This is a genomic window from Pseudomonas sp. Arb-4-2C (genome assembly GCF_055755015.1).
The window spans coordinates 1,444,710-1,468,590 of record NZ_CM146899.1 but is presented as its reverse complement, the minus strand read 5'-3'; the positions used below and the strand labels follow the sequence as shown (position 1 = coordinate 1,468,590).

The following is a 23,881-nucleotide window of genomic DNA, read 5'->3' as shown; positions in this document are numbered from 1 at the left end:
AAACGTGGCGTGAGGTTTCCCTCACGCCACGTTTATCGGGCCGACACAAATGAATTTACTGTGTTGAATCCCGCTCACTCAGCTCTTTGAGTTTATGCTCGGCCAACGGGTGTCCAGCCTTGGCGGCCAGGGTCCACCAACGCACTGCTTCCGTCGGATCGGGCGCCTTGCTCGCAGTGCCGGCCAGGCTGATCACCCCGACCTGATAAGCCGCTTTGCCATCACCGGCGAGGGCCGCCAGACGCAACAACCGCACACCCTCTTCGCGGGCGCCCAGGCCAACACCACGAAACGTCAGAATGTGCCCGTAAAAGCTCTGCGCGCCGACGTCGCCAAGGTTGGCCATGCGCGCGAACTGCCCTTCGAGCCAACGCCAGCCTCGAGGCTGACGGACAAACCACGACCAGTGAAACAACCGGCGTGCCAGCCAGTAACTGAGCTGCGCCTTGAGTCGTAAGAACACTCAGGCCTCCGCCGATTCCGGGTATTCGTATTCGAAAACCCTGACCACTTCCGACGCATGCCAGGAGGCTGCGGCAACGCCATCAGATGGCCCGGAAAAACGCCCCAGACGTTCAACGCATTCAAAGAAACCGGTACGTGGCAGGCGGCTTGCGCCCTGGCTGATCACCAGCGAACTGCGCAACGGTTGTTCGGCCTTGGCGTCGAGTGCGGCGAGATGTTCCAGTGCGGCGGTCAGGGTCTGCATCGCCGGCGTCGGCAGTTGCAAACGTTCGAGCAACGCCCGATAGGTCAGTAAATGGCGCTGACGGCGCGCCTGATCCAATTCCCCCAGCAATCCGTCCCAATGTTGACGACTGATGCGTACGCTCACGATTCATCCCTCCAACCGGGCACCGTCAGTTCCCAGGCCAGGCTGCGGCGAATCGCGGCGTCAGGCTGACGCTCGCCACTTTCGATCATGGCCAGATAAGACGGGCTGATGCCTACCGTGCGGGCCAGCGCCTCGATGGCGATGCCCTTCCCTTCGCGCAAACTGCGTAATTGATCCAGACCTGGAAGAATCGGGTCCGGCGATGCTGCGGCCGGCACTGGCGCCTGCTGCTGCGGTGTTTCCTTGATGCCTGCTGCTTTCAGTAGAGCCTGATACTGGACCCATGGCAGAACCGCGTATTCGGGTTCGCCATCGCGTGCAATTATCTGAATATCCATGACTACCCCGTAGGACAACAACACTTAGCGAGTCGGCACTTTTCCCTAGAAGTGTAATCCTAACAGCGGCTAAGGTCGCGGGGGGCATCTATCTGTATGCAGACAGGAAGGAATCAGGGCTTTTTCGGGCCCTGAAGCTGAAGTTGTTCCGGGGTATCGGGCAGGCGCTCCACCACCGCGAGTTTTTCCGGCTGCTGCCGGTTGCGCCAGAGCCGAAAAGCATTGAGCTCATCGTCGAGGCTTTTCATCACCCAGGCCAGAACAGCAATGTCGTCGAGCATGCCAAATACCGGGATGAAATCCGGGATCGCATCCACCGGGCTGAGGAAGTACATCAGGCCCGCCACCACCGAGACCATGGCTTTCGGGCTGATGGCCCGATATTCGCCACGCCAGTAGGCCAGGCACAGCGCCTGAAGCAAACGCAGATCATCCTTGAGCTTGCCAAGGCGATTGCCCTGCGCGGCCCCCTTGCTCGCCACCGCGAACAACAGCGTCGGCAGACGCCCACGCGCCAGCAATCGACCGGCGAGGGGCAGAAATCGGGCGAAATTCCACGGCGCTTTCATCTATTTCTCCCGTTGAAATGTTATCCACACAAATTGTGGATAACCTTGTGAACAGAGCTGCATTTCAGCGCTGAGAGCCCCGTTTTATAAGGGCCGCGCTCAGATCGGGCGTTTTTTACTCACATAAAAAACCCCAATATTTCATTGACTTGGCGGCTCAGGGCGTCTAGCGCTGGCAGCCTCAATCTCTAGGACTGCTGTAAGCGCCATCCGTTCGCTCTGTTTACCGCCAGCATCGTCCAGATGCAACAACGCCCCGCATAAGCGAGGCGTTGTCTTCGAAGCTACAGCCGATTACTTGGCGGCAGCGTCCTCTTTGGCTGGATCCTTGATGGCCAGCAGTTCCAGGTCGAAGACCAGAACCGAGTTGGCCGGGATTGCCGGGCTTGGCGATTGCGCGCCGTAAGCCAGATCGCTAGGGATGTACAGTTTGTACTTCTCGCCAACGTGCATCAGTTGCAGACCTTCGACCCAACCCGGGATCACGCCGCTGACAGGCAGATCGATCGGGCTGCCGCGCTCGACGGAGCTGTCGAATACGGTGCCGTTGGTCAGCTTGCCGGTGTAGTGAACGGTCACTACGTCGGTCGGCTTAGGCTGTGGGCCGTCGGCTTTCTTGACCACTTCATACTGCAGACCAGAAGCAGTAGTGGTCACGCCGGCCTTCTTGCCGTTTTCTTCGAGGAATTTCTTGCCGGCAGCTGCCGACTCTTCGCTCATCTTGGCCATACGCTCTTCAGCACGCTTTTGCAGCGCGGCAAAGGCTTCGACCAGTTCGTCGTCTTTCAGCTTCTGTTCTTTCTTGCCGACGGCATCTTCGATGCCCTGGGCTACCGCTTTGGAGTCCAGATCATCCATGCCTTCCTGAGCAAGGCTCTTGCCCATGTTCAGGCCGATACCGTAGGAAGCTTTTTGCGCCGGGGTTTTCAGCTCTACGCTGGTCTGCGAATCACAACCCGCGAGGACCAGGCTAACCAGGGCTACCGCCGCCGCCAACCGATGCTGTTTCATGCTATTTCCTTGTTCATGCGCCGAAAGGGCAATCGAGTAAAGCCGCGAGCTTATCAGGCCGCCACGACCAATGGCTACCGGCATGAGAGCAGGAAACCTCCGATAAGTTCAGGGATTAAAACGCATTCGGGCAAAGGGACGATGAAGCTTCTGTCATCTTGGCCTGACGAGGACTGACGAGACTTCCTACGACAGTTGGCGTAATGGCCACTTGCCGCACCTGCAACAGCTGAGGCATAACAGCGCAACAACTCGACAAGGATGTTTATCTTGCGCCTCTTATTCCGTGTACTGACCCTGATCATCGTAGTGCTGGGCCTGGTCCTCGCCGTGGTTCTGTACTACGTCGCCAACCCGAAACTGCCGTTCTACACCCCCGCCCAACAGGTGCATTATCTGAACCAGTGGAGTGAAGAGGAACGCCAGGTCTACTACTTCACCCCGCAGGGCACACAGGTCAAAGGCCTGCGTTATGAGTGGTTCCAGGCGCTCGAACTGCCCTTCTCCCAGCAGCGCTTTGCGTCCCCGGAATACCTCGCACGCTTCGGTTTTCTGGTCGATCCGCAGCAGAAAGCCACACCAAACAATCTCGGCAATCTGCCGGTTGGCTTTGCCCGCCACCAGAATCCAGGCGACACCGAGCAATATCTGGATATTACCTGCGCTGCTTGCCACACCGGCGAATTGCGCTTCAAAGGCCAGGCCGTACGCATTGACGGTGGTTCAGCGCAGCACGTGTTGCCCTCCAGTGTTCCTACGCTGCGCGGTGGCAGTTTCGGACAGGCATTGGTCGCCAGTCTGACTTCGACTTACTACAACCCATGGAAATTCGAACGTTTCGCCCAACAAGTGCTGGGCAATGACTACGAAGCGCGCCATGCGCAACTGCGCAAGGACTTCAAGGCCTCGCTGAACACCTTCGTGAAAGTCGCCTGGAACGACACCCACCGTGGCCTCTACCCGACCGAAGAAGGCCCGGGACGCACCGATGCCTTTGGCCGGATCGCCAACGCCACCTTCGGCGACGCGATCTCCCCCGCCAACTACCGCGTGGCCAACGCCCCGGTGGACTACCCACAACTGTGGGACATGTGGACCTTCGACTGGGTGCAATGGAACGGCTCGGCACAGCAACCGATGGCGCGCAACATCGGTGAGGCGCTGGGCGTCGGCGCGACTTTGAATTTCTTCGACAGCAACGGTCAACCGCTGCAGGGCGATGCGCGTTATGCCTCCAGTGTGCGCGTGCGTGATCTGCACAAAATCGAAGAAACCTTGCAACACCTGCAACCGCCCGCCTGGCCGGAAGACGTGCTGGGCGCTGTCGACAAACCGCTGGCCGCCAAGGGCCGCGCGCTGTTTGCCGAGAACTGCGCCGGTTGCCACGTGCCGCGCAAGACTCAGGAGGGCGAGCGCTGGGTGCAGCATTTGCACATGCTGCCGTTGGACGTGATCGGCACCGACCCGAACGCCGCCACCAACATTGCAAATCACCGTTTCGACCTGACGCCACTGCAATGGGACCTGAAAGAGCTTGAGCAGATGGACGTCAAGCTGCATCCGACACCCACGCAACCACTGGATCTGAGCCAGCTATCGGTGGCGAAGGGCCTGGCCTACGTCACTGCCTTCGTTGAGAACCGCGCCTATCGCGAAGCCGGGGTCACCGCGCAGGAGAAGCCTCAACTCGATGGTTTCGGCCTGCCGATCGGCGTGCGCGAAAAAGTCGCCTACAAGGCAAGGCCTCTGGCCGGCGTATGGGCCACTGCGCCGTTTCTGCACAACGGCTCGGTGCCGAGCATTTATCAGCTGCTGTCGCCGCAGGATGAGCGCGCCACGACGTTCTATAAAGGCTCGTTCGAGTACGACCCGCGCCATCTGGGGTACCGCACCGAGGCCTTTGCCAATGGTTTCCTGTTCGACACACGGATAACCGGTAACCATAACAGCGGTCATGAATTCCGCGCCGGCGAGCGTGGTAATGGCGTCATCGGTCGACTGCTGCAACCGGAAGAACGCTGGGCATTGCTGGAGTACCTGAAAGTGCTGGGCGGGCCGCTGGAGGCGCAATTGCCATGATGATCACCCCCTACAAAAGACCGTCCATGCTGGCCCGTATCTGGTTGTGGCTGGGACGACTGATTGGCAAAACCCTGTTGGCATTATTGATTGTCGGCCTGCTTGGCTGGGCCATCGCCAGCGCATGGTTTGCCTGGCAACACCGCGGCCCGGTGTCGGCGCAGGAACAGATACCCGTCGGCGAAGCGGCCATGACCCAGGACGTGATCCAGACTGCCGTACGCATCGTCGATCAGCACCGCGAAGGCACACGCTACCTGCGTGACGCGCATGCCAAGGCGCATGGTTGCGTGAAAGCCGAAGTAACGGTGTTGCCGGAACTGATACCAGCGCTGCGCCAGGGCGTTTTCAGCGAACCGGGTAAAACCTGGCAGGCGATGATTCGTCTGTCCAACGGCAACGCCTACCCGCAGTTCGACAGCATCCGCGACGCCCGGGGCATGGCGATCAAACTGCTCGATGTGCCCGGCAAGCCGTTGCTCGGCGACCGTCAGGAGCGCCACGAGCAAGACTTCGTGATGTTCAGCCACCCGAACTTCTTTGTCAGTGACGTCGCCGAGTATCGTCAGAATGTGGCGGCTCAGGCTGACGGCAAAAAAATCATGGCGTTTTTTCCCGGCCGGGATCCGCGCAGCTGGCAGATCCGCCACTTGCTCATCGCGCTGGCAACCCTGGCGCCAGCGCCGGACAGCCCGACCGGGACCACGTATTTTTCGGTATCGCCCTACAAGTTCGGTGAGGCCAATGCCAAGTTTCGGGTCGCGCCGGATCCGGACAATTGCCCGGCGTACACCCTGCCCCCGCAAAACCATGACCTGCCGAACTTCCTGCGCAGCGCCTTGAATCAGCAACTGTCGACAGATCGCGTGCCTGCCTGTTTCGTGTTGCAGATTCAGCGTCAAGACGCGAGCAAGTACATGCCGATCGAGGACACCAGCATCGAATGGCGCGAACAGGATTCAGCATTCGAAAGCGTGGCGCGGATCACCTTGCCTGCGCAGGACTTCGACACACCGGCGCTGAATCTGGCGTGTGACAACCTGTCGTTCAACCCGTGGTTTGGTATCGAGGCACATCGGCCGATTGGCGGGATCAACCGCTTGCGTAAAGCCGTGTATGAGGCGGTGAGTGACTATCGGCATAGCCAGAATGCTGCGCCGTGAGGCGGCGGGTGGGATTTCTTGAATCGCAGACAGCAAAAAGCCCGCACTAGGCGGGCTTTCTGTGGTGACCTGGCGTTCAGTGGGCCAGGTGACCGAATATGGCGCAGCGGACGGGACTCGAACCCGCGACCCCCGGCGTGACAGGCCGGTATTCTAACCGACTGAACTACCGCTGCGCGAAACGCTTGAAACGAATGGTGGGTGATGACGGGATCGAACCGCCGACATTCTGCTTGTAAGGCAGACGCTCTCCCAGCTGAGCTAATCACCCTTCGCTTCGTTACGGGACGCATTATGCCACAAGTTTTCGTAAAGTGTTGATTTAATTGAAGTTTTTTTCAAAAAAATCCGAAAACCGGTGAAACGACACAAACCCGATGGAACAAGGTACAAACTTGAGACAGAAAAAAACCCGCCTCAGCGGGTTTTCCGTGGTGACCTGGCGTTCAGTGGTCCAGGTGACCGAATATGGCGCAGCGGACGGGACTCGAACCCGCGACCCCCGGCGTGACAGGCCGGTATTCTAACCGACTGAACTACCGCTGCGCTAAACACTTGAAACGAATGGTGGGTGATGACGGGATCGAACCGCCGACATTCTGCTTGTAAGGCAGACGCTCTCCCAGCTGAGCTAATCACCCTTCGCTTCGGTGTGGCGCGCATTCTACGGAGCGACCCAACCTCTGGCAAGCACTTTTTTAAATAATTTTCTCAGGCCTTCCAAAGGCTTAGAGAAGGGTTGGCCTATGAGACGGCGAAGACAATAATGCCCCCCTTTGTATAAAGGAGAGACTCACCCCATGTGGTTCAAAAACCTGCTTATCTATCGCCTGACCCAAGACCTGCCTGTCGATGCCGAGGCGCTGGAAACTGCACTGGCCACCAAACTGGCGCGTCCATGTGCAAGCCAGGAGTTGACCACCTACGGTTTCGTCGCGCCGTTCGGCAAGGGCGAAGATGCTCCACTGGTGCATGTCAGCGGTGACTTCCTGCTGATCGCTGCCCGTAAAGAAGAACGCATTCTGCCGGGCAGCGTCGTGCGCGACGCGGTCAAGGAAAAGGTCGAAGAGATCGAAGCCGAGCAGATGCGCAAGGTCTATAAGAAGGAACGCGACCAGATCAAGGATGAAATCATCCAGGCCTTCCTGCCGCGTGCCTTTATCCGTCGCTCGTTCACCTTCGCCGCCATCGCGCCGAAACAGGGCCTGATTCTGGTCAACTCGGCCAGCCCGAAACGCGCCGAAGACCTGCTTTCCACTATGCGAGAAGTGCTCGGCACCCTGCCCGTCCGTCCGTTGACCGTGAAAACCGCGCCAACCGCCGTGATGACCGAATGGGTCACCACCCAGCAAGCGGCCCCGGACTTCTTTGTCCTGGACGAGTGCGAACTGCGCGACACCCACGAAGACGGCGGCATCGTGCGCTGCAAGCGTCAGGACCTGACCAGCGAAGAAATCCAGCTGCACCTGAGCACCGGCAAAGTGGTCACTCAACTGTCGCTGGCCTGGCAGGACAAGCTGTCGTTCATGCTCGACGACAAAATGACCGTCAAACGCCTGAAGTTCGAGGACCTGCTGCAGGATCAGGCCGAACAGGACGGTGGCGACGAGGCCCTGGGCCAGCTGGACGCCAGCTTCACCCTGATGATGCTGACCTTCGGCGACTTCCTGCCGGCATTGGTTGAAGCGCTGGGTGGTGAAGAGACGCCGCAGGGCATCTAACGCCCGGCGAGTTTCAAAACCGTGGGAGCGAGCCTGCTCGCGAAGGCGCAGTGACAGTTAACATTAATGTGTCTGACACTCCGCCTTCGCGAGCAGGCTCGCTCCCACATTTGGTTTTGTGGTGTTCATTCAATAATAAGGAACAAGCCATGCGCGCACTGGCTGCACTGAGCCGCTTCGTCGGCAACACCTTCGCTTGCTGGGTGCTGATTTTCGCTGTCGTCGCGTTCCTGCAACCGGCGTGGTTCCTGGGCCTCAAAGGCGCAATCGTGCCGTTGCTGGGGCTGGTGATGTTCGGCATGGGCCTGACCCTCAAACTCGACGACTTCGCTGCCGTCGCCCGCCATCCGTGGCGCGTGGCGCTGGGCGTGGTGGCACATTTCGTGATCATGCCCGGCGTGGCGTGGTTGCTCTGCCAGCTCTTTCATCTGCCGCCGGAAATCGCCGTCGGCGTGATTCTGGTCGGCTGCTGCCCGAGCGGTACTTCGTCCAACGTGATGACCTGGCTGGCCCGCGGCGACCTGGCACTGTCAGTAGCAATTGCTGCCGTCACCACCCTGCTCGCCCCGCTGCTGACACCGGCGCTGATCTGGCTGCTGGCTTCGGCGTGGTTGCCGGTGTCGTTCATGGAGCTGTTCTGGTCGATCCTGCAAGTGGTGTTGCTGCCAATCGTGCTCGGCGTGGTTGCGCAACGTTTGCTCGGTGGCAAGGTGCGGCACGCAGTGGAAGTGTTGCCGCTGGTGTCGGTGGTCAGCATCGTGATCATCGTCACTGCGGTGGTGGCTGCCAGTCAGGCGAAAATCGCCGAGTCCGGGCTGTTGATCATGGCAGTGGTGATGCTGCACAACAGCTTCGGCTACTTGCTGGGCTACTTCACCGGACGCCTGTTCAAGCTGCCACTGGCTCAGCGCAAGTCGCTGGCGCTGGAAGTCGGCATGCAGAACTCGGGACTGGGCGCGGCCCTGGCCAGTGCGCATTTCTCGCCGCTGGCGGCGGTGCCAAGCGCGCTTTTCAGCGTCTGGCACAACATTTCCGGGGCACTGCTCTCGACGTACTTCCGGCGCATGAGCGAAAAAGAAGATCGTGAAACGGCGGCTCAACAGGCCGCCGACTGACCTCAAAACTTGATCCCCGGATTAATGCTCGTCAATATGTTGCGCAACGCGGGGACGACCCTGCGGCTCGATCGAGTTATTAATCTGGGGACGACCCCGTCAATCGATGGAGGTCTCTCATGTCCTGGATCATTCTGTTTTTCGCCGGCTTGTTCGAGGTCGGCTGGGCCGTCGGCCTGAAATACACCGACGGTTTCACCCGTCCCCTCCCCACCGTACTGACCATTGCGGCCATGGCTATCAGCCTTGGCCTGCTGGGCCTTGCGATGAAGGAATTGCCGCTGGGCACGGCTTATGCGATCTGGACCGGGGTCGGCGCCGTGGGCACGGTGATTGCCGGGATCATTCTGTTTGGTGAGTCGATGGCGTTGATTCGCCTGGCCAGTGTGGCGTTGATCATTACCGGGTTGATTGGCCTGAAGGTCAGCGCTTAGGCCACTGCCCTATCGCGAGCAGGCTCGCTCCTACAGAGGTATGCGTTTCAACTGTAGGAGCGAGCCTGCTCGCGATGAAGCCCGATCTCACAACAACTATCTAACAGTACCGCGCAACTCCCCCACCAACCCCTGCAACTTCGCCGGTTCCGCAGCTTCCACAGCCACCGCCGAACCCGCCACCAACGTCACCCGCGACCACAACCGTTTGAACAAACCCTTGTTCGGGTCGCGACTGAAGAAACTCCCCCACAATCCCTGCAGCGCCAGCGGAATCACCGGCACCGGTGTCTCTTCGAGAATCCGAGTCAGCCCGCCCTTGAACTCATTGATCTCACCGTCCGTGGTCAACTTGCCCTCCGGGAAGATGCACACCAGTTCGCCGTCCTTCAGATACTGGGCAATCCGGGTGAAGGCCTTTTCGTAGATCTGGATGTCTTCGTTGCGTCCGGCAATCGGAATCGTCCCCGCCGTGCGGAAGATAAAGTTCAGTACCGGCAAGTTGTAGATCTTGTAGTACATGACAAAGCGAATCGGCCGACGCACCGCGCCGCCAATCAGTAAGGCATCAACGAACGAAACATGGTTGCACACTAGCAACGCGGCGCCTTCGTCCGGGATCGCCTCCAGGTTGCGGTGCTCGACGCGGTACATGGAATGGCTGAGCAGCCAGATCATGAAACGCATGCTGAACTCGGGAACGATCTTGAAGATGTACGCATTGACGCCGATGTTCAGCAGCGACACCACCAGGAACAACTGCGGAATCGACAGTTTGACCACGCTCAGCAACACAATCGAAACGATCGCCGACACCACCATGAACAGTGCGTTGAGAATGTTGTTGGCAGCGATCACCCGCGCCCGCTCGTTTTCGGCGGTGCGCGACTGGATCAAGGCGTACAGCGGCACAATATAGAAGCCACCAAAAATGCCGAGGCCGAGAATGTCGACCAACACCGCCCAAGTGTGCACAAAGCCCAGCACTTCAATCCAGCTGTGCCCGGTGATGCTCTCCGGGATACCGCCGGAATGCCACCACAGCAGCAGGCCGAACACGGTCAGACCGAACGAGCCGAACGGCACCAGACCGATCTCGACTTTGCGCCCGGAGAGTTTCTCGCAAAGCATCGAACCCAGCGCAATGCCGACCGAGAACACGGTGAGAATCAGGGTGACCACGGTTTCATCGCCGTGCATCCACTCCTTGGCGTAGGCCGGGATCTGCGTCAGATAAATCGCCCCGACAAACCAGAACCACGAGTTGCCGACAATCGAACGCGACACCGCAGGCGTCTGGCCCAGACCAAGTTTGAGCGTGGCCCAGGACTGGCTGAAGATGTTCCAGTTCAGGCGCATTTCCGGCGACGCCGCTGCAGCGCGCGGAATGCTGCGACTGGCGAGGTAACCCAGCACGGCAATGCCGACAATCGCGGTCGATACCAGCGGCGCGTAATGCGTGGAGGACATGATGACCCCGGCGCCGATGGTCCCGGCGAGAATCGCCAGGAACGTGCCCATCTCCACCAGCCCATTGCCGCCGACCAGTTCATCCTCTCGCAGCGCCTGCGGCAGAATCGAATACTTCACCGGCCCGAACAGCGCCGAGTGGGTGCCCATGGCGAACAGCGCCACCAGCATCAGCGACAGGTGATCGAAGAGAAAACCGATCGATCCTACGGCCATGATCGCGATTTCCGCGAGTTTGATCAGACGAATCAGCGCGTCCTTGGCGAATTTTTCCCCGAACTGCCCGGCCAGCGCCGAGAACAGAAAGAACGGCAGGATAAACAGCAGTGCACACAGGTTGACCCAGATCGAACGGTCACCCTCGATGGTCAGTCGATAGAGAATGGCGAGAATCAGCGACTGTTTGAACACGTTGTCGTTGAAGGCGCCCAGCGACTGCGTGATGAAAAACGGCAGGAAGCGCCGGGTGCGAAGCAGGTTGAACTGTGAGGGGTGACTCATCTTCCGTGTTTCCCTGAGGTCGGTAGAGAATGGCCTGGATCTGAATATTGGAATCCCGATCCGCGATCCAGGCCACACATTACCTAAACTTTTCAGGTTATTTCTTCAAACCTGCAATACAAGGTGAGACAAACAGTTCACCGCGCCACGCACCTTGCACGGTGCGCTTACCGACGATCAGCCACATCACCGCCAGCAACGTCACCAGCACGCAGCCCACCACACTGAAAAAGCCGAGGTTGAGCGTGCTGGCGAGCTTGAGGGTCGCCAGCGAATACACGCCCAGCGGGAAGGTGAAGCCCCACCAGCCAAGGTTGAACGGGATGCCATCACGCAGGTAACGCGCGGTGATCAACAACGCCATCAACATCCACCACAAGCCGAAACCCCACAGGGTGATGCCGGCGACCAAACCAAGCCCCGCAGCGATTTCACCGATGCCCGGCAGACCGTTGGCGGCGAAGATTGCCGGTGCATCGCTGCCCAGCAGCAACATGCCCAAGGCGCCGGTGCCGATCGGGCCGAGGGCCAGCCAGCTGGAGGCGGCCATGTTTTCGTGAGGCAATTTGTGCAGGGCCATGCGCAGCAACAGGATGGTCAGGATGCTGAACGCCACCGGCAGGGAAAATGCCCAGAGCACGTAGCTGGTAGTCAGCACCACCAGTTGCGCATGGGCGTCGGTCAGATGCGGCGCGAGCAAGCCACCGCTGGCCGCTGCCACTTCGGCCGCCACCACCGGCAGCAGCCAGACGGCGGTCATCTGATCGATGCTGTGTTCCTGCCGGGTAAACATCATGTAGGGAATCAACACGCCGCAGGCCAGCGACATCGCCACATCGAGCCACCAGAGCACTTCGGCGAGATGAATCACGCCCTCGCCCCAGCGTGGCAGACCGAACAGCAGAAAGCCGTTGATGATGGTCGCCAGGCCCATTGGAATGGTGCCGAAGAACATCGATACGGTGGAGTGACCGAAGATCCGCCGCGCCTCATCGAAGAACAGCACCCAGCGCGCGGCGTAAGCGAAGGTAAACAAGGTGAACAACAGAATGTTGAACAACCATAGGCCTTCGGCCACCGCGTGCAACCCGGGAATCGCCACCGGCAATTGCGCCAGCGCCAGGGCCAGCACGCCGGTGCCCATGGTCGCGGCGAACCAGTTCGGGGTGAATTGACGGATCACTTCACGCGGATGCTGAAGCTGGCTGAACGGCTTGATGCCGGGTTTGGTGCTGTTGGGGCAAGTCATCGTGAACTCCTGTCCTCAGGTGAGGTTGAGTCCATGGTAGAACCGAATCGAATATCTATATAACGGGTAATTTCTCTATCTGTTATCTACTTCATAGATAAGCGTCTAGACACTGCCTTCGCTCTCGATCACCAGAATCCGCGCCGCCCCCTGTGGATGCGCCACGTGCTCGGTGCCGACCGAAGCGTAGAAAATGTCCCCGACCTCTAGCAGCACCTGCTTCTCTTCACCCTGTTCGCGATAGCGCATCTGCACCTGACCATCGAGCACCACGAACACTTCCTCGCCATCGTTGACGTGCCATTTATAGGGCTGGTCGGTCCAGTGCAGGCGCGTGGTGATGCCGTTCATGTTGGCGATGTCCAGCGCGCCCCAGGCACGCTCGGCTGTGAACGATTTGCTGCGGATAATGTTCATGTCTCGATCCGTGAAAAACAGGGCCGGCCAAGGCTAACCCAAACGGCGCCACTTATGGAGCACGGCAAACCTTCGCCGCACGTGGACGCAGGCTGAGCAACAGCGCGCTCGTGGCCAGCACGATCAACGCGACGCCGTAACCATCGGTGGTCGCCAGCAGGCCGTAAGTGCGGGTCAAGTGCCCGGCCAACAACGCCGGCAGGCAGAACGCCAGATAACTCAGCGCGTAATACGCCGACATCAACCCGGCGCGCTCATGGGGCAAGGCCAACGGCACCAGGCTGCGCACCGCGCCAAGGAACCCCGAACCAAAGCCGCAACCGGCGACCAGTGTGCCGAGGAAAAACAGCGCCAGACTGGCGCTGTGCACACCGAGCAGAATCAGCAGCACGCCGATGGGCAGCAGGCTGGCGCCGATTTGCAGGGCTCTGCTGGCGGGACGATTGCGCAAGGTGAAGATCATCAGCGCACCGGTCACGGTCAACGCCGAGACAGTCGCGCCACCGATCAGATTGGACGTCGACCCGGTAGCGGTGCGCACCAACGATGGCGCCAGCGAGGCAAAAAAACCGCCAAGGGCCCAGGTCGCGGTGTTTAGCGGCAGCACGCGCCACAAGGTCGAGCGCGCCTGAACCGGGACATGCAGGGTTGGTCGCAACGATGCCCAGGCGCCGGCTTGCGGCGTCACGCTTTCCGGCATGCGCCAGATGTACGCCGCTTGCAGCACAAACAGCCCGAGCAGCAGCCAGTAAGTCAGTTGCAACGGCGCTGGGGCGAACTCGGCCAGCAAGCCGCAGCCCATGCTGCCCAGCGCCATGCCGAGCAACGGTGCGACGCTGTTGATCAACGGCCCCTGCTGGCGATCGGTGTCGAGCAGCGTCGCACTTAAAACCGCGGTGGCCATGCCGGTGGCAAAGCCTTGCAACACCCGCGCGCTGATCAGCCAGGCGACACTGTCGGCGCTGATAAACAGCAGCATCGCCAGTGCATTGAGCAGCACTGCGGTGAATATCACCGGTCTGCGCCCCAGATGATCGGACAGCGAACCGACCGTCAGCAGCGCTGCCAGCAAGCTCAAGGCATACACGCCGAAAATCAGGGTCAGTACCGCTGCCGAAAAATGCAGCTGATCCTGATACAGGTGATACAACGGCGTCGGCGCTGTGGAAGCAGCGAGAAAACTCAGTAAGGTGATCGCCAGAAAAATCAGGCTGCCACGGTTGGAAGCAAGGCTGGTCATGGGCACACTCCGCAAAAGCTAATTTTTTGCTTTTGCGGAGTGTGCTCTCGGCTTTGGCTTAAAGCAAATTCTTTGTGTTAAGGTCTGACGCATGGCTATTAAAGAAGGTTTACGCCCCGGCGGCCGCAGTGCCCGGGTGCAAGAGTCGATTCATTCGGCTGTCCGCGCACTTCTGCAAGAACAGGAGCGCAGTACCGTGACCATGCCGCAAATCGCTGCACGCGCCGGCGTGACGCCATCGACGATCTATCGTCGCTGGGGGGATCTGGCTGCGTTGCTCGCGGACGTCGCCCTCGCCCGCATGCGCCCTGACAGCGAGCCGGCGCAAACCGGCAGCCTGCGCAGCGATATCCGCGCCTGGGCCGAGCAATACCTCGACGAGATGAGCTCCGAGCCCGGGCGCAACATGATGCGCGACGTGCAAGCCAGCGCCACGCCGGGGTATTGCGTGACGATCCTCGGCGCGCAATTGCAGACCATCATTGACCGCCACCCGGACGAAGCGGCGCCGAGTGTTGACCGACTGATCAATCTGGTGGTGGCGCCAGTGGTGTTCCGGATTCTGTTTTCAGCGGCGGCGCTGGAGGTCGAAGAGTTGCATCGGTTGATTGATATCACGCTGCAGCAGGGCTGACGCCATCGCCAGCAGGCTCGCTCCCACAGGGGATTGCATACCAAATGTGGGAGCGAGCCTGCTCGCGAAGAGGCCCGACCAGTCAACTCAGAAACCACCCGGTTTCAAACCTGCGACACCCCGCCACGCCACGACCTTGGTCGACACTGACTAACCGCCGCACTCATGCGAGACTGTCCGCCCGGGCAGGAGTGCCGGGGAGTCTTCTGTCGGGAGTGTTGCATGTCGTTGTCCACCGGGCTGATCGCCGCTGTCGCCCTCGCCTACATGGCCATCATGTTCGCCATCGCCTTTTACGGCGACCGTCGCAGCGCGCCGTTGCCGCCGCGGATGCGCGCGTGGGTGTACAGCCTGTCGCTGGCGGTTTACTGCACCAGTTGGACATTCTTCGGTGCGGTCGGCCAGGCCGCCGAGCAGTTATGGTCGTTCCTGCCGATTTACCTCGGGCCGATCCTGTTGCTGCTGGGAGCGCCGTGGGTCTTGCAGAAAATGGTGATGATCAGCAAACAGGAGAACATCACCTCCATCGCTGACTTCATCGCCGCGCGCTACGGCAAATCGCAATCGCTGGCGGTGGTGGTCGCGCTGATCTGCCTGGTCGGCGTCCTGCCCTACATCGCCCTGCAACTCAAAGGCATCGTCCTCGGCGTGAACCTGTTGATCGGCGCCGGTGCCGACGCCATGGGCACCCGCGCCCAAGACACCGCGCTGATCGTGTCGCTGGTACTGGCGCTGTTCACCATCGTCTTCGGTACGCGCAACCTCGACGCCACCGAGCACCACCGGGGCATGGTGCTGGCGATCGCCTTCGAGTCGCTGGTCAAGCTGTTCGCCTTTCTCGCCGTCGGCGCGTTCGTCACCTTTGGCCTCTACGACGGTTTCGACGACCTGTTCAATCAGGCGATGCTCGCGCCACGGCTTGAGGAATACTGGAAAGAAACCATCAACTGGCCGTCGATGGTGGTGCAGACCGGCGTGGCGATGATGGCGATCATCTGCCTGCCTCGACAGTTTCACGTCACGGTGGTGGAGAACATCGACCCGCAGGACCTGCGCCTGGCCAAGTGGGTGTTCCCGGCTTATCTGGCGCTGGCCGCGCTGTTCGTCGTGCCGATTGCCCTCGCCGGGCAGATGATGCTGCCGAGTCACGTGCTGCCGGACTCGTTCGTGATCAGCCTGCCACTGGCTCAGGCCCATCCGGCATTGGCACTGCTGGCATTTATCGGCGGTGCGTCGGCGGCCACCGGCATGGTGATCGTGGCCAGTGTGGCGCTGTCGACCATGGTCTCCAACGACATGCTGTTGCCGTGGCTGCTGCGGCGCAACAACGCCGAGCGCCCGTTCGAAGTGTTCCGCCAGTGGATGCTGTCGGTGCGTCGGGTGAGCATCGTGCTGATCCTGCTGCTGGCCTATGTCAGCTACCGCTTGCTCGGCTCCACCGCGAGTCTGGCGACCATCGGCCAGATCGCCTTCGCCGCGGTCACCCAACTGGCCCCGGCGATGCTTGGCGCGCTGTATTGGAAACAGGCCAACCGCCGTGGGGTTTTCGCCGGTCTGGCCGCCGGTACGTTCCTCTGGTTCTACACGCTGATCCTGCCGATTGCCGCCCACAGCCTTGGCTGGTCGCTGAGCACTTTCCCAGGCCTGGCGTGGCTGCACAGCAACCCGCTGAACTTGCCGATAACCCCGCTGACCCAAGGCGTGGTGCTGTCGCTGGCGGGCAACTTCACTCTGTTCGCCTGGGTCTCGGTGCTGTCGCGCACGCGGGTCTCGGAACACTGGCAGGCAGGACGTTTCATCGGTCAGGAAATCAGCGCTCGGCCGAGTGCGCGCTCGATGCTCGCGGTACAGATCGACGACTTGCTGCAACTGGCAGCCCGCTTTGTCGGTGAGGAACGTGCGCGCCAGAGCTTCATTCGTTTCGCCTACCGTCAGGGCAAGGGCTTCAACCCGAACCAGAACGCCGACGGCGAATGGATCGCCCACACCGAACGCCTGCTCGCCGGTGTGCTCGGCGCTTCTTCGACGCGCGCGGTGGTAAAAGCCGCCATCGAAGGTCGGGAAATGCAGTTGGAGGATGTGGTACGCATCGCCGACGAAGCCTCGGAAGTCCTGCAGTTCAACCGAGCCCTGCTGCAAGGCGCGATCGAAAACATCACCCAGGGCATCAGCGTGGTCGACCAGTCGCTGAAACTGGTGGCCTGGAACCGGCGTTATCTGGAGCTGTTCAACTACCCGGACGGGTTGATCAGTGTCGGCCGGCCGATTGCCGACATCATTCGCTACAACGCCGAACGCGGCCTGTGCGGCCCCGGCGAGGCAGAAGTTCACGTTGCCCGGCGCCTGCACTGGATGCGTCAGGGCCGTGCGCACACTTCGGAACGCCTGTTTCCCAACGGCCGGGTGATCGAGTTGATCGGCAACCCGATGCCCGGCGGCGGCTTTGTCATGAGTTTCACCGACATCACCGCGTTCCGTGAGGCCGAGCAGGCGCTGACCGAAGCCAACGAAGGGCTGGAACAACGCGTCAGCGAACGCACCCAGGAACTGTCGCAGCTCAACGTTGCGTTGACCGAGGCCAAAGGCAATGCGGAGGCGGCCAACCAGTCGAAAACCCGTTTCCTCGCGGCTGTCAGCCATGACCTGATGCAGCCGCTGAACGCCGCCCGACTGTTCTCTGCCGCCCTCTCCCATCAGGATGACGGTTTGAGCAGCGAGGCGCAGCAACTGGTGCAACACCTCGACAGTTCGCTGCGCTCGGCGGAAGACCTGATCAGCGATTTGCTGGATATTTCCCGCCTGGAAAACGGCAAGATCAACCCGGATCGCAAGCCGTTTGCACTCAACGAACTGTTCGATACGCTCGGCGCCGAATTCAAGGCGCTGGCCCAGGAGCAAGGCCTGAGCTTCCGCGTGCGCGGCAGCCACTTGCGCATCGACAGCGACATCAAGTTGCTGCGACGGATTCTGCAGAACTTCCTGACCAACGCCTTCCGCTACGCCAAGGGCCCGGTGCTGCTGGGCGTGCGGCGACGTGGTGGTGAGCTGTGCCTGGAAGTGTGGGATCGCGGGCCGGGTATTCCGGAAGACAAACAACAGGTGATTTTCGAGGAATTCAAACGCCTCGACAGTCATCAGACTCGCGCCGAAAAAGGCCTCGGGCTCGGTCTGGCGATTGCCGATGGTTTGTGTCGAGTGCTGGGCCACACGCTGCGCGTACGCTCATGGCCGGGGCGCGGCAGTGTGTTCAGCGTCAGCGTGCCGCTGGCCCGGGCACAAGCGGTGCCGGCGAACGCAGCGGTCGAGTTGAACGGCAAGTTGCTCAGCGGCGCGCAGGTGCTGTGTATCGACAATGAAGACAGCATTCTGATCGGCATGAACAGCCTGCTGAGCCGTTGGGGCTGTCAGGTGTGGACGGCGCGCAATCGCGAGGAATGTGCGGCGTTGCTCAGTGAAGGCGTGCGGCCGCAACTGGCGTTGGTCGACTATCACCTGGACCATGGCGACACCGGAACGCAATTGATGGCGTGGCTGCGTACCACGTTGGGGGAGCCGGTGCCGGGGGTGGTGATCAGCGCCGATGGTCGCCCGGAGACGGTGGCGCAGGTGCATGCGGCGGGGCTGGATTATCTGGCCAAACCGGTGAAACCGGCGGCGTTGCGGGCGTTGTTGAGTCGGTATGTGCCGTTGTAACCGTTCGACTTGAGTGTTGCAGCGCTACCGCTGACGCCTTCGCGAGCAAGCCCGCTCCCCCCTTTGGAATGCATTTCACTGTGGGAGCGAGCCTGCTCGCGAAGCTCTTCGGGTTATTCCGGGAGTTCGACGAGGCCATCGACATCCGTCATCGCCCGCTCCAGCAAATCAGCCGGCAAACTCTTGCTTGCCCGCGCGCCCAGCAACTTGAGCTGCTCGCTGCGGCTGACCAGGTTGCCGCGACCTTCGGTGAGCTTGTTGCGCGCCGAACTGTAGGCCTTGTCCAGCTGTTGCAGGCGATTACCGACCTCGTCCAGATCCTGAATGAACAGCACGAACTTGTCGTACAGCCAGCCGGCACGCTCGGCGATTTCCCGGGCGTTCTGGCTTTGCCGCTCCTGCTTCCACAGGCTGTCGATCACCCGCAACGTCGCCAGCAACGTGGTAGGGCTGACGATCACGATGTTGCGGTCGAACGCTTCCTGAAACAGCGTCGGCTCGGCTTGCAGAGCAGCGGAAAATGCCGCCTCGATCGGCACGAACAGCAAGACGAAATCGAGGCTGTGCAAGCCCTCCAGGCGCTTGTAGTCCTTGCCGGCAAGGCCTTTGACGTGGCTGCGCAGCGACAGCACGTGCTGTTTGATCGCGACTTGGCCGATGCTGTCGTCTTCGGCGGCGACGTACTGCTGATAGGCGGTGAGGCTGACCTTGGAATCGACCACCACCTGCTTGTCGCCCGGCAGATAAATGATCACGTCCGGCTGAAAGCGCTCGCCGTCCGGACCTTTGAGGTTGACCTGGGTCTGGTACTCGCGCCCCTTCTCCAGACCTGCGTGCTCCAGCACTCGTTCAAGAATCAGTTCCCCCCAGTTGCCTTGGGTCTTCTGGCCTTTGAGGGCACGGGTCAGGTTGGTCGCTTCGTCGCTCAGACGCAGGTTCAATTGCTGCAAGCGCTCAAGCTCCTTGGCCAGCGAGAAGCGCTCGCGGGCTTCGGCCTGATAGCTTTCTTCCACGCGTTTTTCGAAGGACTGGATGCGTTCTTTCAACGGGTCGAGCAACTGACCCAGACGCTGCTGGCTGGTCTCGGCAAAGCGCTGTTCGCGCTCATCGAAGATCTTGCCGGCCAGCTCGGCGAACTGCGCACGCAGCTCATCGCGCGAGCCTTGCAGGTCGTTGAGGCGTTGCTGATGGCTATCCTGTTGCTCGCGCAGCTCGGCGTTCAGCGATGCGGCCTGAGCGTCCAGGCGCCGCAGTTCGGCTTCCTTGTTGGCGCGCTCGATGTTCCAGGCGTGGGAGGCGTCACGGGCATCATCGCGCTCGATCTGCAACAGCTCGACTTCGCGGCGCAGGGCGGCCAGCTCAGCCTGCTTGGCGGCGTTGGCCTGCGCCAGATCAACCGTTTCATCGCGACTGGCTTCCAGCTGCGCGTTGAGCCCATCCTGCGCCAGTTGCGCCATGGCCAGTCGCTCTTCGAGCAAGGCGACCTCGGCTTGTCCGTTGCTCGCCCGGCGCTGCAGCTGCCAGGCCAGTGCCAGCAACGGCAACCCCGCGCCTGCCAGACCAAGCAACACGCTGGTCAAGTCCATAGCCATAGCCACTCCTGCCGATTCGATAAAGCCTGAAGGTTAACCAAGGTGCGGGACGTTGGACAGCTCAGTCTTCGAGCAGACCGAGTTCCTGTTGCGCACGTCGATCACCGGCACGCGCGGCCTGACGCAGCAGGTCCTGACCGATACGGCGATCCCGGGCGTTGCCGCATTCACGGCACATCAACTGACCGAGACGGCTCTGCGCCGCGACCACACCTTCGCGCGCCGGTTGCTTGAGCAGGCGCCCCGCCAGGTGCTTGGCGTTGCGGCTGTCGCCCAGACGCGGACTGTCGAGCAGCCATTCGGCCACACGCACGGAAAATCGCTTGGGAGGGGTAACACGAGGGTGTTCGGAGGTAACAGAGACTGATACTGAGCGAAACTTCATAAAACACTGCGGGGTAGATCGGAAGGCGCGCCACTCTACTCTCTTTTTCGTACAGGTAAAGTCGAAAAAAACCCGGCACGCCCGTCCTAGAGCAAGCGCTAGGGACAATCCACAGAAGCTGTGGATAACTCAGTGGACAACCGCTCTCCAACCTCCGCAAAGCCTTGTGGAATGGGGCTCGCAGTCAAACTGACGATTTTTTCACCAACAAAAAAAAGCGATGTTTTTCATTGACTTAAACTTTTGATACAGGCAGCCACCGGGGTCAGGATTGATATGACAGTCGCGTGACGGTCTGCGCAACTAATGTGCACAAGTACCTGTTACCCGGTTATATCGATGCGCTTTTTCGGGTCGTTTTGCATCCCGGGCTGGGGATAAGCGGCCTGGTGATGGACAGCACTGCACGCTTTTGTGGCGACGGATGGTGCCTTCGCGAGCAGGCTCGCTCCCACAGTAGACCGTGCCCCCTGTGGGAGCGAGCCTGCTCGCGAAGAGGCCAGTCCTGTCATCCATGATCCGCGCTACCGGCCGTAATCTTTTTTGCCGCAGGGTTTGCATTGCCCTGAACGATCCGTTAGTATCCGCGGCGTTAGTACCAAGCTGAAAGTCAATTCCGGTCGAACACATCCCCACGGTCAGCCTTCTTCCAAGAAGCCCCTCACCGAAAACAGCGGGAACGACCCCTCGATGGTTTCCAGGTAAAACTTGCGCCAACACAGCCTTTGAATGAATGCAAAGGGTGTTGCCAAACACACTTACTCTGACCGAACCAACCTGCAAATTGATCAGGATCTTCACCCCGGGCCCAGAACCTCTGCCCTTGATGTGCTGCCTGCCCTCCTAAGTACCTACCTGCCAGCCCAAGCGCGCCAACTTAATAGCGCTTCAAACTGGCTGCTTTGTTCCAGTCGGGTTCTTCGTACGACCAATGGTGGTCGACGTTACTGGAACGTTTTAACGTTGCACGGTTCTTATCCGTGTCATTTGTAGGAACACCTAATAACTATGTCTACTCAAATCCAGACTCAGGATGCCATTCGCACCCTAACCAATGCTTTTGCCCCAATGAACTGCCTGATCATGGCCGCTCGCAAAGGCTGCTTCAGCTTCACCGTGGTCAATGAACACGGAATCGCCCGCCACAGCGAGCGTCTGTACCCCGATCAATACTCCAGCGCCGAGCCGCTGCAGGCCGTGATCGATCGTACACGTCAGGCATTGATTGCCTGAGAGCCGAAAAGGCTGCAAAAGCAAAAGCCCCGCACAAAATGCGGGGCTTTTTATTGCCCGATGTTTCGCTTTTAGCCATGTACACGTAAGCACCATCGGATATAACGCTTTTGGCTCGCAGCCGGAAATATTTTAAAAACAGGCCTTTACGTCGCGAATATGACACTACACTTCAACTCAAGCGGCTTGATCCGCTTCCGGCGAGCCTGAGTCGATCCACCGCTGCCAAGGCCCCCTTCAGGTATCGCCGCCCATTACAAGAATCGAGGGCATTATGGGTATCGCTGCCAGCGAACTGTGTCGCTACGTGATCCGTCCCACATTGATTTATCTGGGACGTCACTGCGCAACCGCCGAATCCCTGCTCCTGGGGATCGCCGCCAGCCAGTCCGCCCTCGGTTCCGCCCTGCATGACCGCCGTGGCCACGGCCTCTACCGGATCGCCGAACATCGCCACCAGGCCCTTTGGGATCACTACCTGGCGCTGGATCCGGAGCGTGCCAGCCTGGTTCGCGGCCTCGCCAGTCAGCATGCCTTTCTCAGTGGGCCGCACCTGGAACTGACCGTCAACCTGCGTTACGCCACTGCCATCGCCTGGCTGCTGGTAGAAGAACAAAACCCCACCCTTCCCGCCCCGAACGATCTGCTGGGCATGGCGCGAATCTGGCGCCAGACCTTCCAGCCGCAAGGGCGTCTGCGCGACTTCACCTACGCCTGGCAAACTTGTGTTTCACCGGTGAATCAGGTCGCGTGTTGACCGCCCGGTTTTACAAAATCGTTTAACAGGTCGCGAATCTGGTCGGATTGTCCTACAAAACCGCTCTAACTCAAGCCATAGGGACTATAGCGCTGGAACGAAAATGTTGGTAATTTTCGCCCCGGTGATCACCAGGAGTTCTAATAATGAAAAAAGTAATGCTCAAAACCACCCTTAGCCTCGCCGTTACCATGGCATCCACCCAGATCTTCGCAGCTGGCTTTGCCATCAACGAACACAGCATTAGCGGGATGGGCACTGGTTACGCTGGGCGATCTTCTTCTGCCGACGACGCAAGCACTGTTTATGGCAACCCTGCCGGCATGTCGCGCATCACGCGCGAACAAGTCACCGGCGGCGTTGCATTCCTCGATGCCAAGACCGATATCAAAGACGCCAGCTCCAGCCCCAACGGCGGCAGCAACAAAGGCGACATGGTGCCCTTCACCTCCGTACCTATGGGCTTCTACGTCAAACCGATCGATGAGCATTGGGCATTCGGCCTCGGCGTATACGTGCCGTTCGGCCTGATTACCGACTACGAAAAAGGCTTTGGCGGCCGTTACTTCGGCAGCAAGTCCGAAGTGCAAGTCATCACCTTCCAGCCAACTGTCAGCTACAAGTTCAACGACGTGGTGTCGGTAGGTTTCGGTCCGACCATCAACCGTATCGACGGTACGCTTGAATCCAACCTGTCGATTACCCAGGCTGCGCCGGACGGCAAGGTCAAGATCAAGGGTGACGACACTGCACTGGGCTACAACATTGGCGTGCTGGTACAGGCCACCGACACCACTCGCCTGGGTCTGACCTACCACTCGAAAGTCGACTACAAGCTCGAAGGCAACACCAAGGTCAACTACGGTGTGCTGGGCGCAGTCGGTCTGGGCGCCGAGCAGAAGTACGACGCTTCGCTGAAGATCACCACGCCTGAGTCCGTGGACTTCTCGGTCACTCAAGCGATCAACGATCGCTGGAACGTCTATGCCGGTTCGACCTGGACCCGCTGGAGCCAGCTGAAGAAGATCACCGTTGAAAACTCGGGCGTCCAGCCGCTGCTGGCCGGTCAGTTCGGCGAGATCACCGAAGACCAGAACTGGCACGACTCCTGGGCTTACGCCGTGGGTACTTCGTACCAGTTGAACAAGGAATGGGTACTGCGCACCGGTCTGACTTTCGACCAGTCGCCGACCAACAACGTCGACCGTTCGCCACGTATTCCTACCGGCGACCGCACGATCTTCAGCATCGGTGCCGGCTGGAGCCCGACCGAAGACCTGACCATCGACGTGGCTTACTCGTACCTGAAGGAAGAGTCGGTCAAAGTCCACAACGAAAACGATCGTGGCCAGACCTACGACGCCAAGTATGAAAACTCGGCAAACGGTTTCGGTGTCGGCGCGACCTATCGCTTCTGATGCTACACGGCGAGGTTAACCCCTCGC

General features: G+C 60.1%; 21 protein-coding genes and 4 tRNA genes. 10 read left to right on the top strand and 15 right to left on the bottom strand.

Features of this window, described 5'->3' with window-relative positions; genetic code table 11:
• Positions 1 to 55: 55 nt before the first annotated feature.
• The 5 genes from AC0J41_RS06700 to AC0J41_RS06680 all read right to left on the bottom strand — a co-directional run bounded on the left by AC0J41_RS06700 (position 56) and on the right by AC0J41_RS06680 (position 2,753).
• The gene (locus tag AC0J41_RS06700) at positions 56 to 463 is read right to left on the bottom strand and encodes an SEL1-like repeat protein (protein WP_473014927.1); all 408 of its coding nucleotides are present in this window, start codon (positions 461 to 463) and stop codon (positions 56 to 58) included.
• Positions 464 to 835, bottom strand: coding sequence for a hypothetical protein (locus AC0J41_RS06695; protein WP_003223109.1), 372 nt, complete (start codon positions 833 to 835; stop codon positions 464 to 466).
• The gene (locus tag AC0J41_RS06690; protein ID WP_025111970.1) at positions 832 to 1,173 is read right to left on the bottom strand and encodes a helix-turn-helix domain-containing protein; all 342 of its coding nucleotides are present in this window, start codon (positions 1,171 to 1,173) and stop codon (positions 832 to 834) included. Before AC0J41_RS06690 ends, AC0J41_RS06695 begins: the two co-directional genes overlap by 4 nt.
• A 113-nt stretch (positions 1,174 to 1,286) precedes the next feature.
• Positions 1,287 to 1,742 carry a YkvA family protein gene (locus AC0J41_RS06685; protein WP_473014926.1) on the bottom strand — a complete coding sequence of 152 codons (456 nt, stop codon included), beginning with the start codon at positions 1,740 to 1,742 and terminating at the stop codon, positions 1,287 to 1,289.
• A 294-nt stretch (positions 1,743 to 2,036) separates the two neighbouring features.
• Positions 2,037 to 2,753, bottom strand: a complete 717-nt coding sequence (locus tag AC0J41_RS06680) for an FKBP-type peptidyl-prolyl cis-trans isomerase (protein ID WP_025111972.1) — start codon at positions 2,751 to 2,753, stop codon at positions 2,037 to 2,039.
• Between the two features lie 270 nt (positions 2,754 to 3,023).
• Here AC0J41_RS06680 and AC0J41_RS06675 point away from each other — a divergent pair, with 270 nt between their 5' ends.
• Both AC0J41_RS06675 and AC0J41_RS06670 read left to right on the top strand, forming a co-directional pair.
• The gene (locus AC0J41_RS06675; protein WP_473014925.1) at positions 3,024 to 4,832 is read left to right on the top strand and encodes a di-heme-cytochrome C peroxidase; all 1,809 of its coding nucleotides are present in this window, start codon (positions 3,024 to 3,026) and stop codon (positions 4,830 to 4,832) included.
• A gap of 26 nt (positions 4,833 to 4,858) precedes the next feature.
• Positions 4,859 to 5,995, top strand: coding sequence for a catalase family protein (locus AC0J41_RS06670; protein WP_473015975.1), 1,137 nt, complete (start codon positions 4,859 to 4,861; stop codon positions 5,993 to 5,995).
• Between the two features lie 99 nt (positions 5,996 to 6,094).
• Here AC0J41_RS06670 and AC0J41_RS06665 read toward each other — a convergent pair.
• The 4 genes from AC0J41_RS06665 to AC0J41_RS06650 all read right to left on the bottom strand — a co-directional run bounded on the left by AC0J41_RS06665 (position 6,095) and on the right by AC0J41_RS06650 (position 6,636).
• Positions 6,095 to 6,171: transfer RNA gene (locus AC0J41_RS06665), tRNA-Asp, on the bottom strand.
• A gap of 19 nt (positions 6,172 to 6,190) precedes the next feature.
• Positions 6,191 to 6,266 (bottom strand) — tRNA-Val (locus tag AC0J41_RS06660).
• Positions 6,267 to 6,464: 198 nt separating this feature from the next.
• Positions 6,465 to 6,541, bottom strand: a tRNA-Asp gene (locus AC0J41_RS06655).
• Between the two features lie 19 nt (positions 6,542 to 6,560).
• Positions 6,561 to 6,636: transfer RNA gene (locus AC0J41_RS06650), tRNA-Val, on the bottom strand.
• Positions 6,637 to 6,795: 159 nt separating this feature from the next.
• Between AC0J41_RS06650 and rdgC the strand changes: the two genes are divergently transcribed.
• From rdgC to sugE, 3 genes are all read left to right on the top strand, one after another.
• The gene (gene rdgC, locus AC0J41_RS06645) at positions 6,796 to 7,716 is read left to right on the top strand and encodes a recombination-associated protein RdgC (protein ID WP_473014923.1); all 921 of its coding nucleotides are present in this window, start codon (positions 6,796 to 6,798) and stop codon (positions 7,714 to 7,716) included.
• Positions 7,717 to 7,865: 149 nt separating this feature from the next.
• Positions 7,866 to 8,831, top strand: coding sequence for a bile acid:sodium symporter family protein (locus AC0J41_RS06640; protein ID WP_473014922.1), 966 nt, complete (start codon positions 7,866 to 7,868; stop codon positions 8,829 to 8,831).
• Positions 8,832 to 8,950: 119 nt separating this feature from the next.
• Positions 8,951 to 9,265 (top strand): quaternary ammonium compound efflux SMR transporter SugE, encoded by a 315-nt coding sequence (sugE, locus tag AC0J41_RS06635; protein ID WP_122597317.1) that lies wholly within the window; start codon positions 8,951 to 8,953, stop codon positions 9,263 to 9,265.
• 96 nt (positions 9,266 to 9,361) lie between these two features.
• Here sugE and AC0J41_RS06630 read toward each other — a convergent pair whose 3' ends face one another.
• The 4 genes from AC0J41_RS06630 to AC0J41_RS06615 form a co-directional block, all read right to left on the bottom strand.
• Positions 9,362 to 11,236 (bottom strand): MFS transporter, encoded by a 1,875-nt coding sequence (locus AC0J41_RS06630; RefSeq protein WP_473014921.1) that lies wholly within the window; start codon positions 11,234 to 11,236, stop codon positions 9,362 to 9,364.
• Between the two features lie 97 nt (positions 11,237 to 11,333).
• Positions 11,334 to 12,485: a TDT family transporter gene (locus tag AC0J41_RS06625; RefSeq protein WP_025111977.1), complete on the bottom strand. Its 1,152-nt coding sequence runs from the start codon at positions 12,483 to 12,485 to the stop codon at positions 11,334 to 11,336.
• Between the two features lie 105 nt (positions 12,486 to 12,590).
• Positions 12,591 to 12,902, bottom strand: coding sequence for a cupin domain-containing protein (locus AC0J41_RS06620; protein ID WP_025111978.1), 312 nt, complete (start codon positions 12,900 to 12,902; stop codon positions 12,591 to 12,593).
• Between the two features lie 52 nt (positions 12,903 to 12,954).
• Positions 12,955 to 14,142, bottom strand: coding sequence for an MFS transporter (locus AC0J41_RS06615; RefSeq protein WP_473014920.1), 1,188 nt, complete (start codon positions 14,140 to 14,142; stop codon positions 12,955 to 12,957).
• Positions 14,143 to 14,233: 91 nt separating this feature from the next.
• Here AC0J41_RS06615 and AC0J41_RS06610 point away from each other — a divergent pair, with 91 nt between their 5' ends.
• Complete coding sequence (locus AC0J41_RS06610; RefSeq protein WP_473014919.1) at positions 14,234 to 14,776, top strand: TetR/AcrR family transcriptional regulator; 543 nt, start codon at positions 14,234 to 14,236, stop codon at positions 14,774 to 14,776.
• A 222-nt stretch (positions 14,777 to 14,998) separates the two neighbouring features.
• Positions 14,999 to 18,469: a hybrid sensor histidine kinase/response regulator gene (locus AC0J41_RS06605; protein WP_473014918.1), complete on the top strand. Its 3,471-nt coding sequence runs from the start codon at positions 14,999 to 15,001 to the stop codon at positions 18,467 to 18,469.
• A 113-nt stretch (positions 18,470 to 18,582) separates the two neighbouring features.
• Here the strand turns inward: AC0J41_RS06605 and AC0J41_RS06600 are convergent, their stop codons facing one another.
• Together AC0J41_RS06600 and AC0J41_RS06595 are read right to left on the bottom strand one after the other, a co-directional pair.
• The gene (locus AC0J41_RS06600; protein ID WP_473015974.1) at positions 18,583 to 19,947 is read right to left on the bottom strand and encodes a DNA recombination protein RmuC; all 1,365 of its coding nucleotides are present in this window, start codon (positions 19,945 to 19,947) and stop codon (positions 18,583 to 18,585) included.
• A gap of 175 nt (positions 19,948 to 20,122) precedes the next feature.
• On the bottom strand, positions 20,123 to 20,446 hold the full coding sequence (locus AC0J41_RS06595) for a sel1 repeat family protein (RefSeq protein WP_473014917.1): 324 nt from the start codon (positions 20,444 to 20,446) through the stop codon (positions 20,123 to 20,125).
• Positions 20,447 to 21,454: 1,008 nt separating this feature from the next.
• Between AC0J41_RS06595 and AC0J41_RS06590 the strand changes: the two genes are divergently transcribed.
• The 3 genes from AC0J41_RS06590 to AC0J41_RS06580 all read left to right on the top strand — a co-directional run bounded on the left by AC0J41_RS06590 (position 21,455) and on the right by AC0J41_RS06580 (position 23,854).
• A complete protein-coding gene (locus AC0J41_RS06590) occupies positions 21,455 to 21,679 on the top strand; it encodes a hypothetical protein (RefSeq protein ID WP_007950419.1) in 225 nt (74 codons plus the stop codon).
• 274 nt (positions 21,680 to 21,953) lie between these two features.
• Positions 21,954 to 22,436, top strand: coding sequence for a hypothetical protein (locus AC0J41_RS06585; RefSeq protein ID WP_473014916.1), 483 nt, complete (start codon positions 21,954 to 21,956; stop codon positions 22,434 to 22,436).
• A 146-nt stretch (positions 22,437 to 22,582) separates the two neighbouring features.
• Positions 22,583 to 23,854 (top strand): OmpP1/FadL family transporter, encoded by a 1,272-nt coding sequence (locus AC0J41_RS06580; RefSeq protein ID WP_473014915.1) that lies wholly within the window; start codon positions 22,583 to 22,585, stop codon positions 23,852 to 23,854.
• Positions 23,855 to 23,881: the final 27 nt, after the last annotated feature.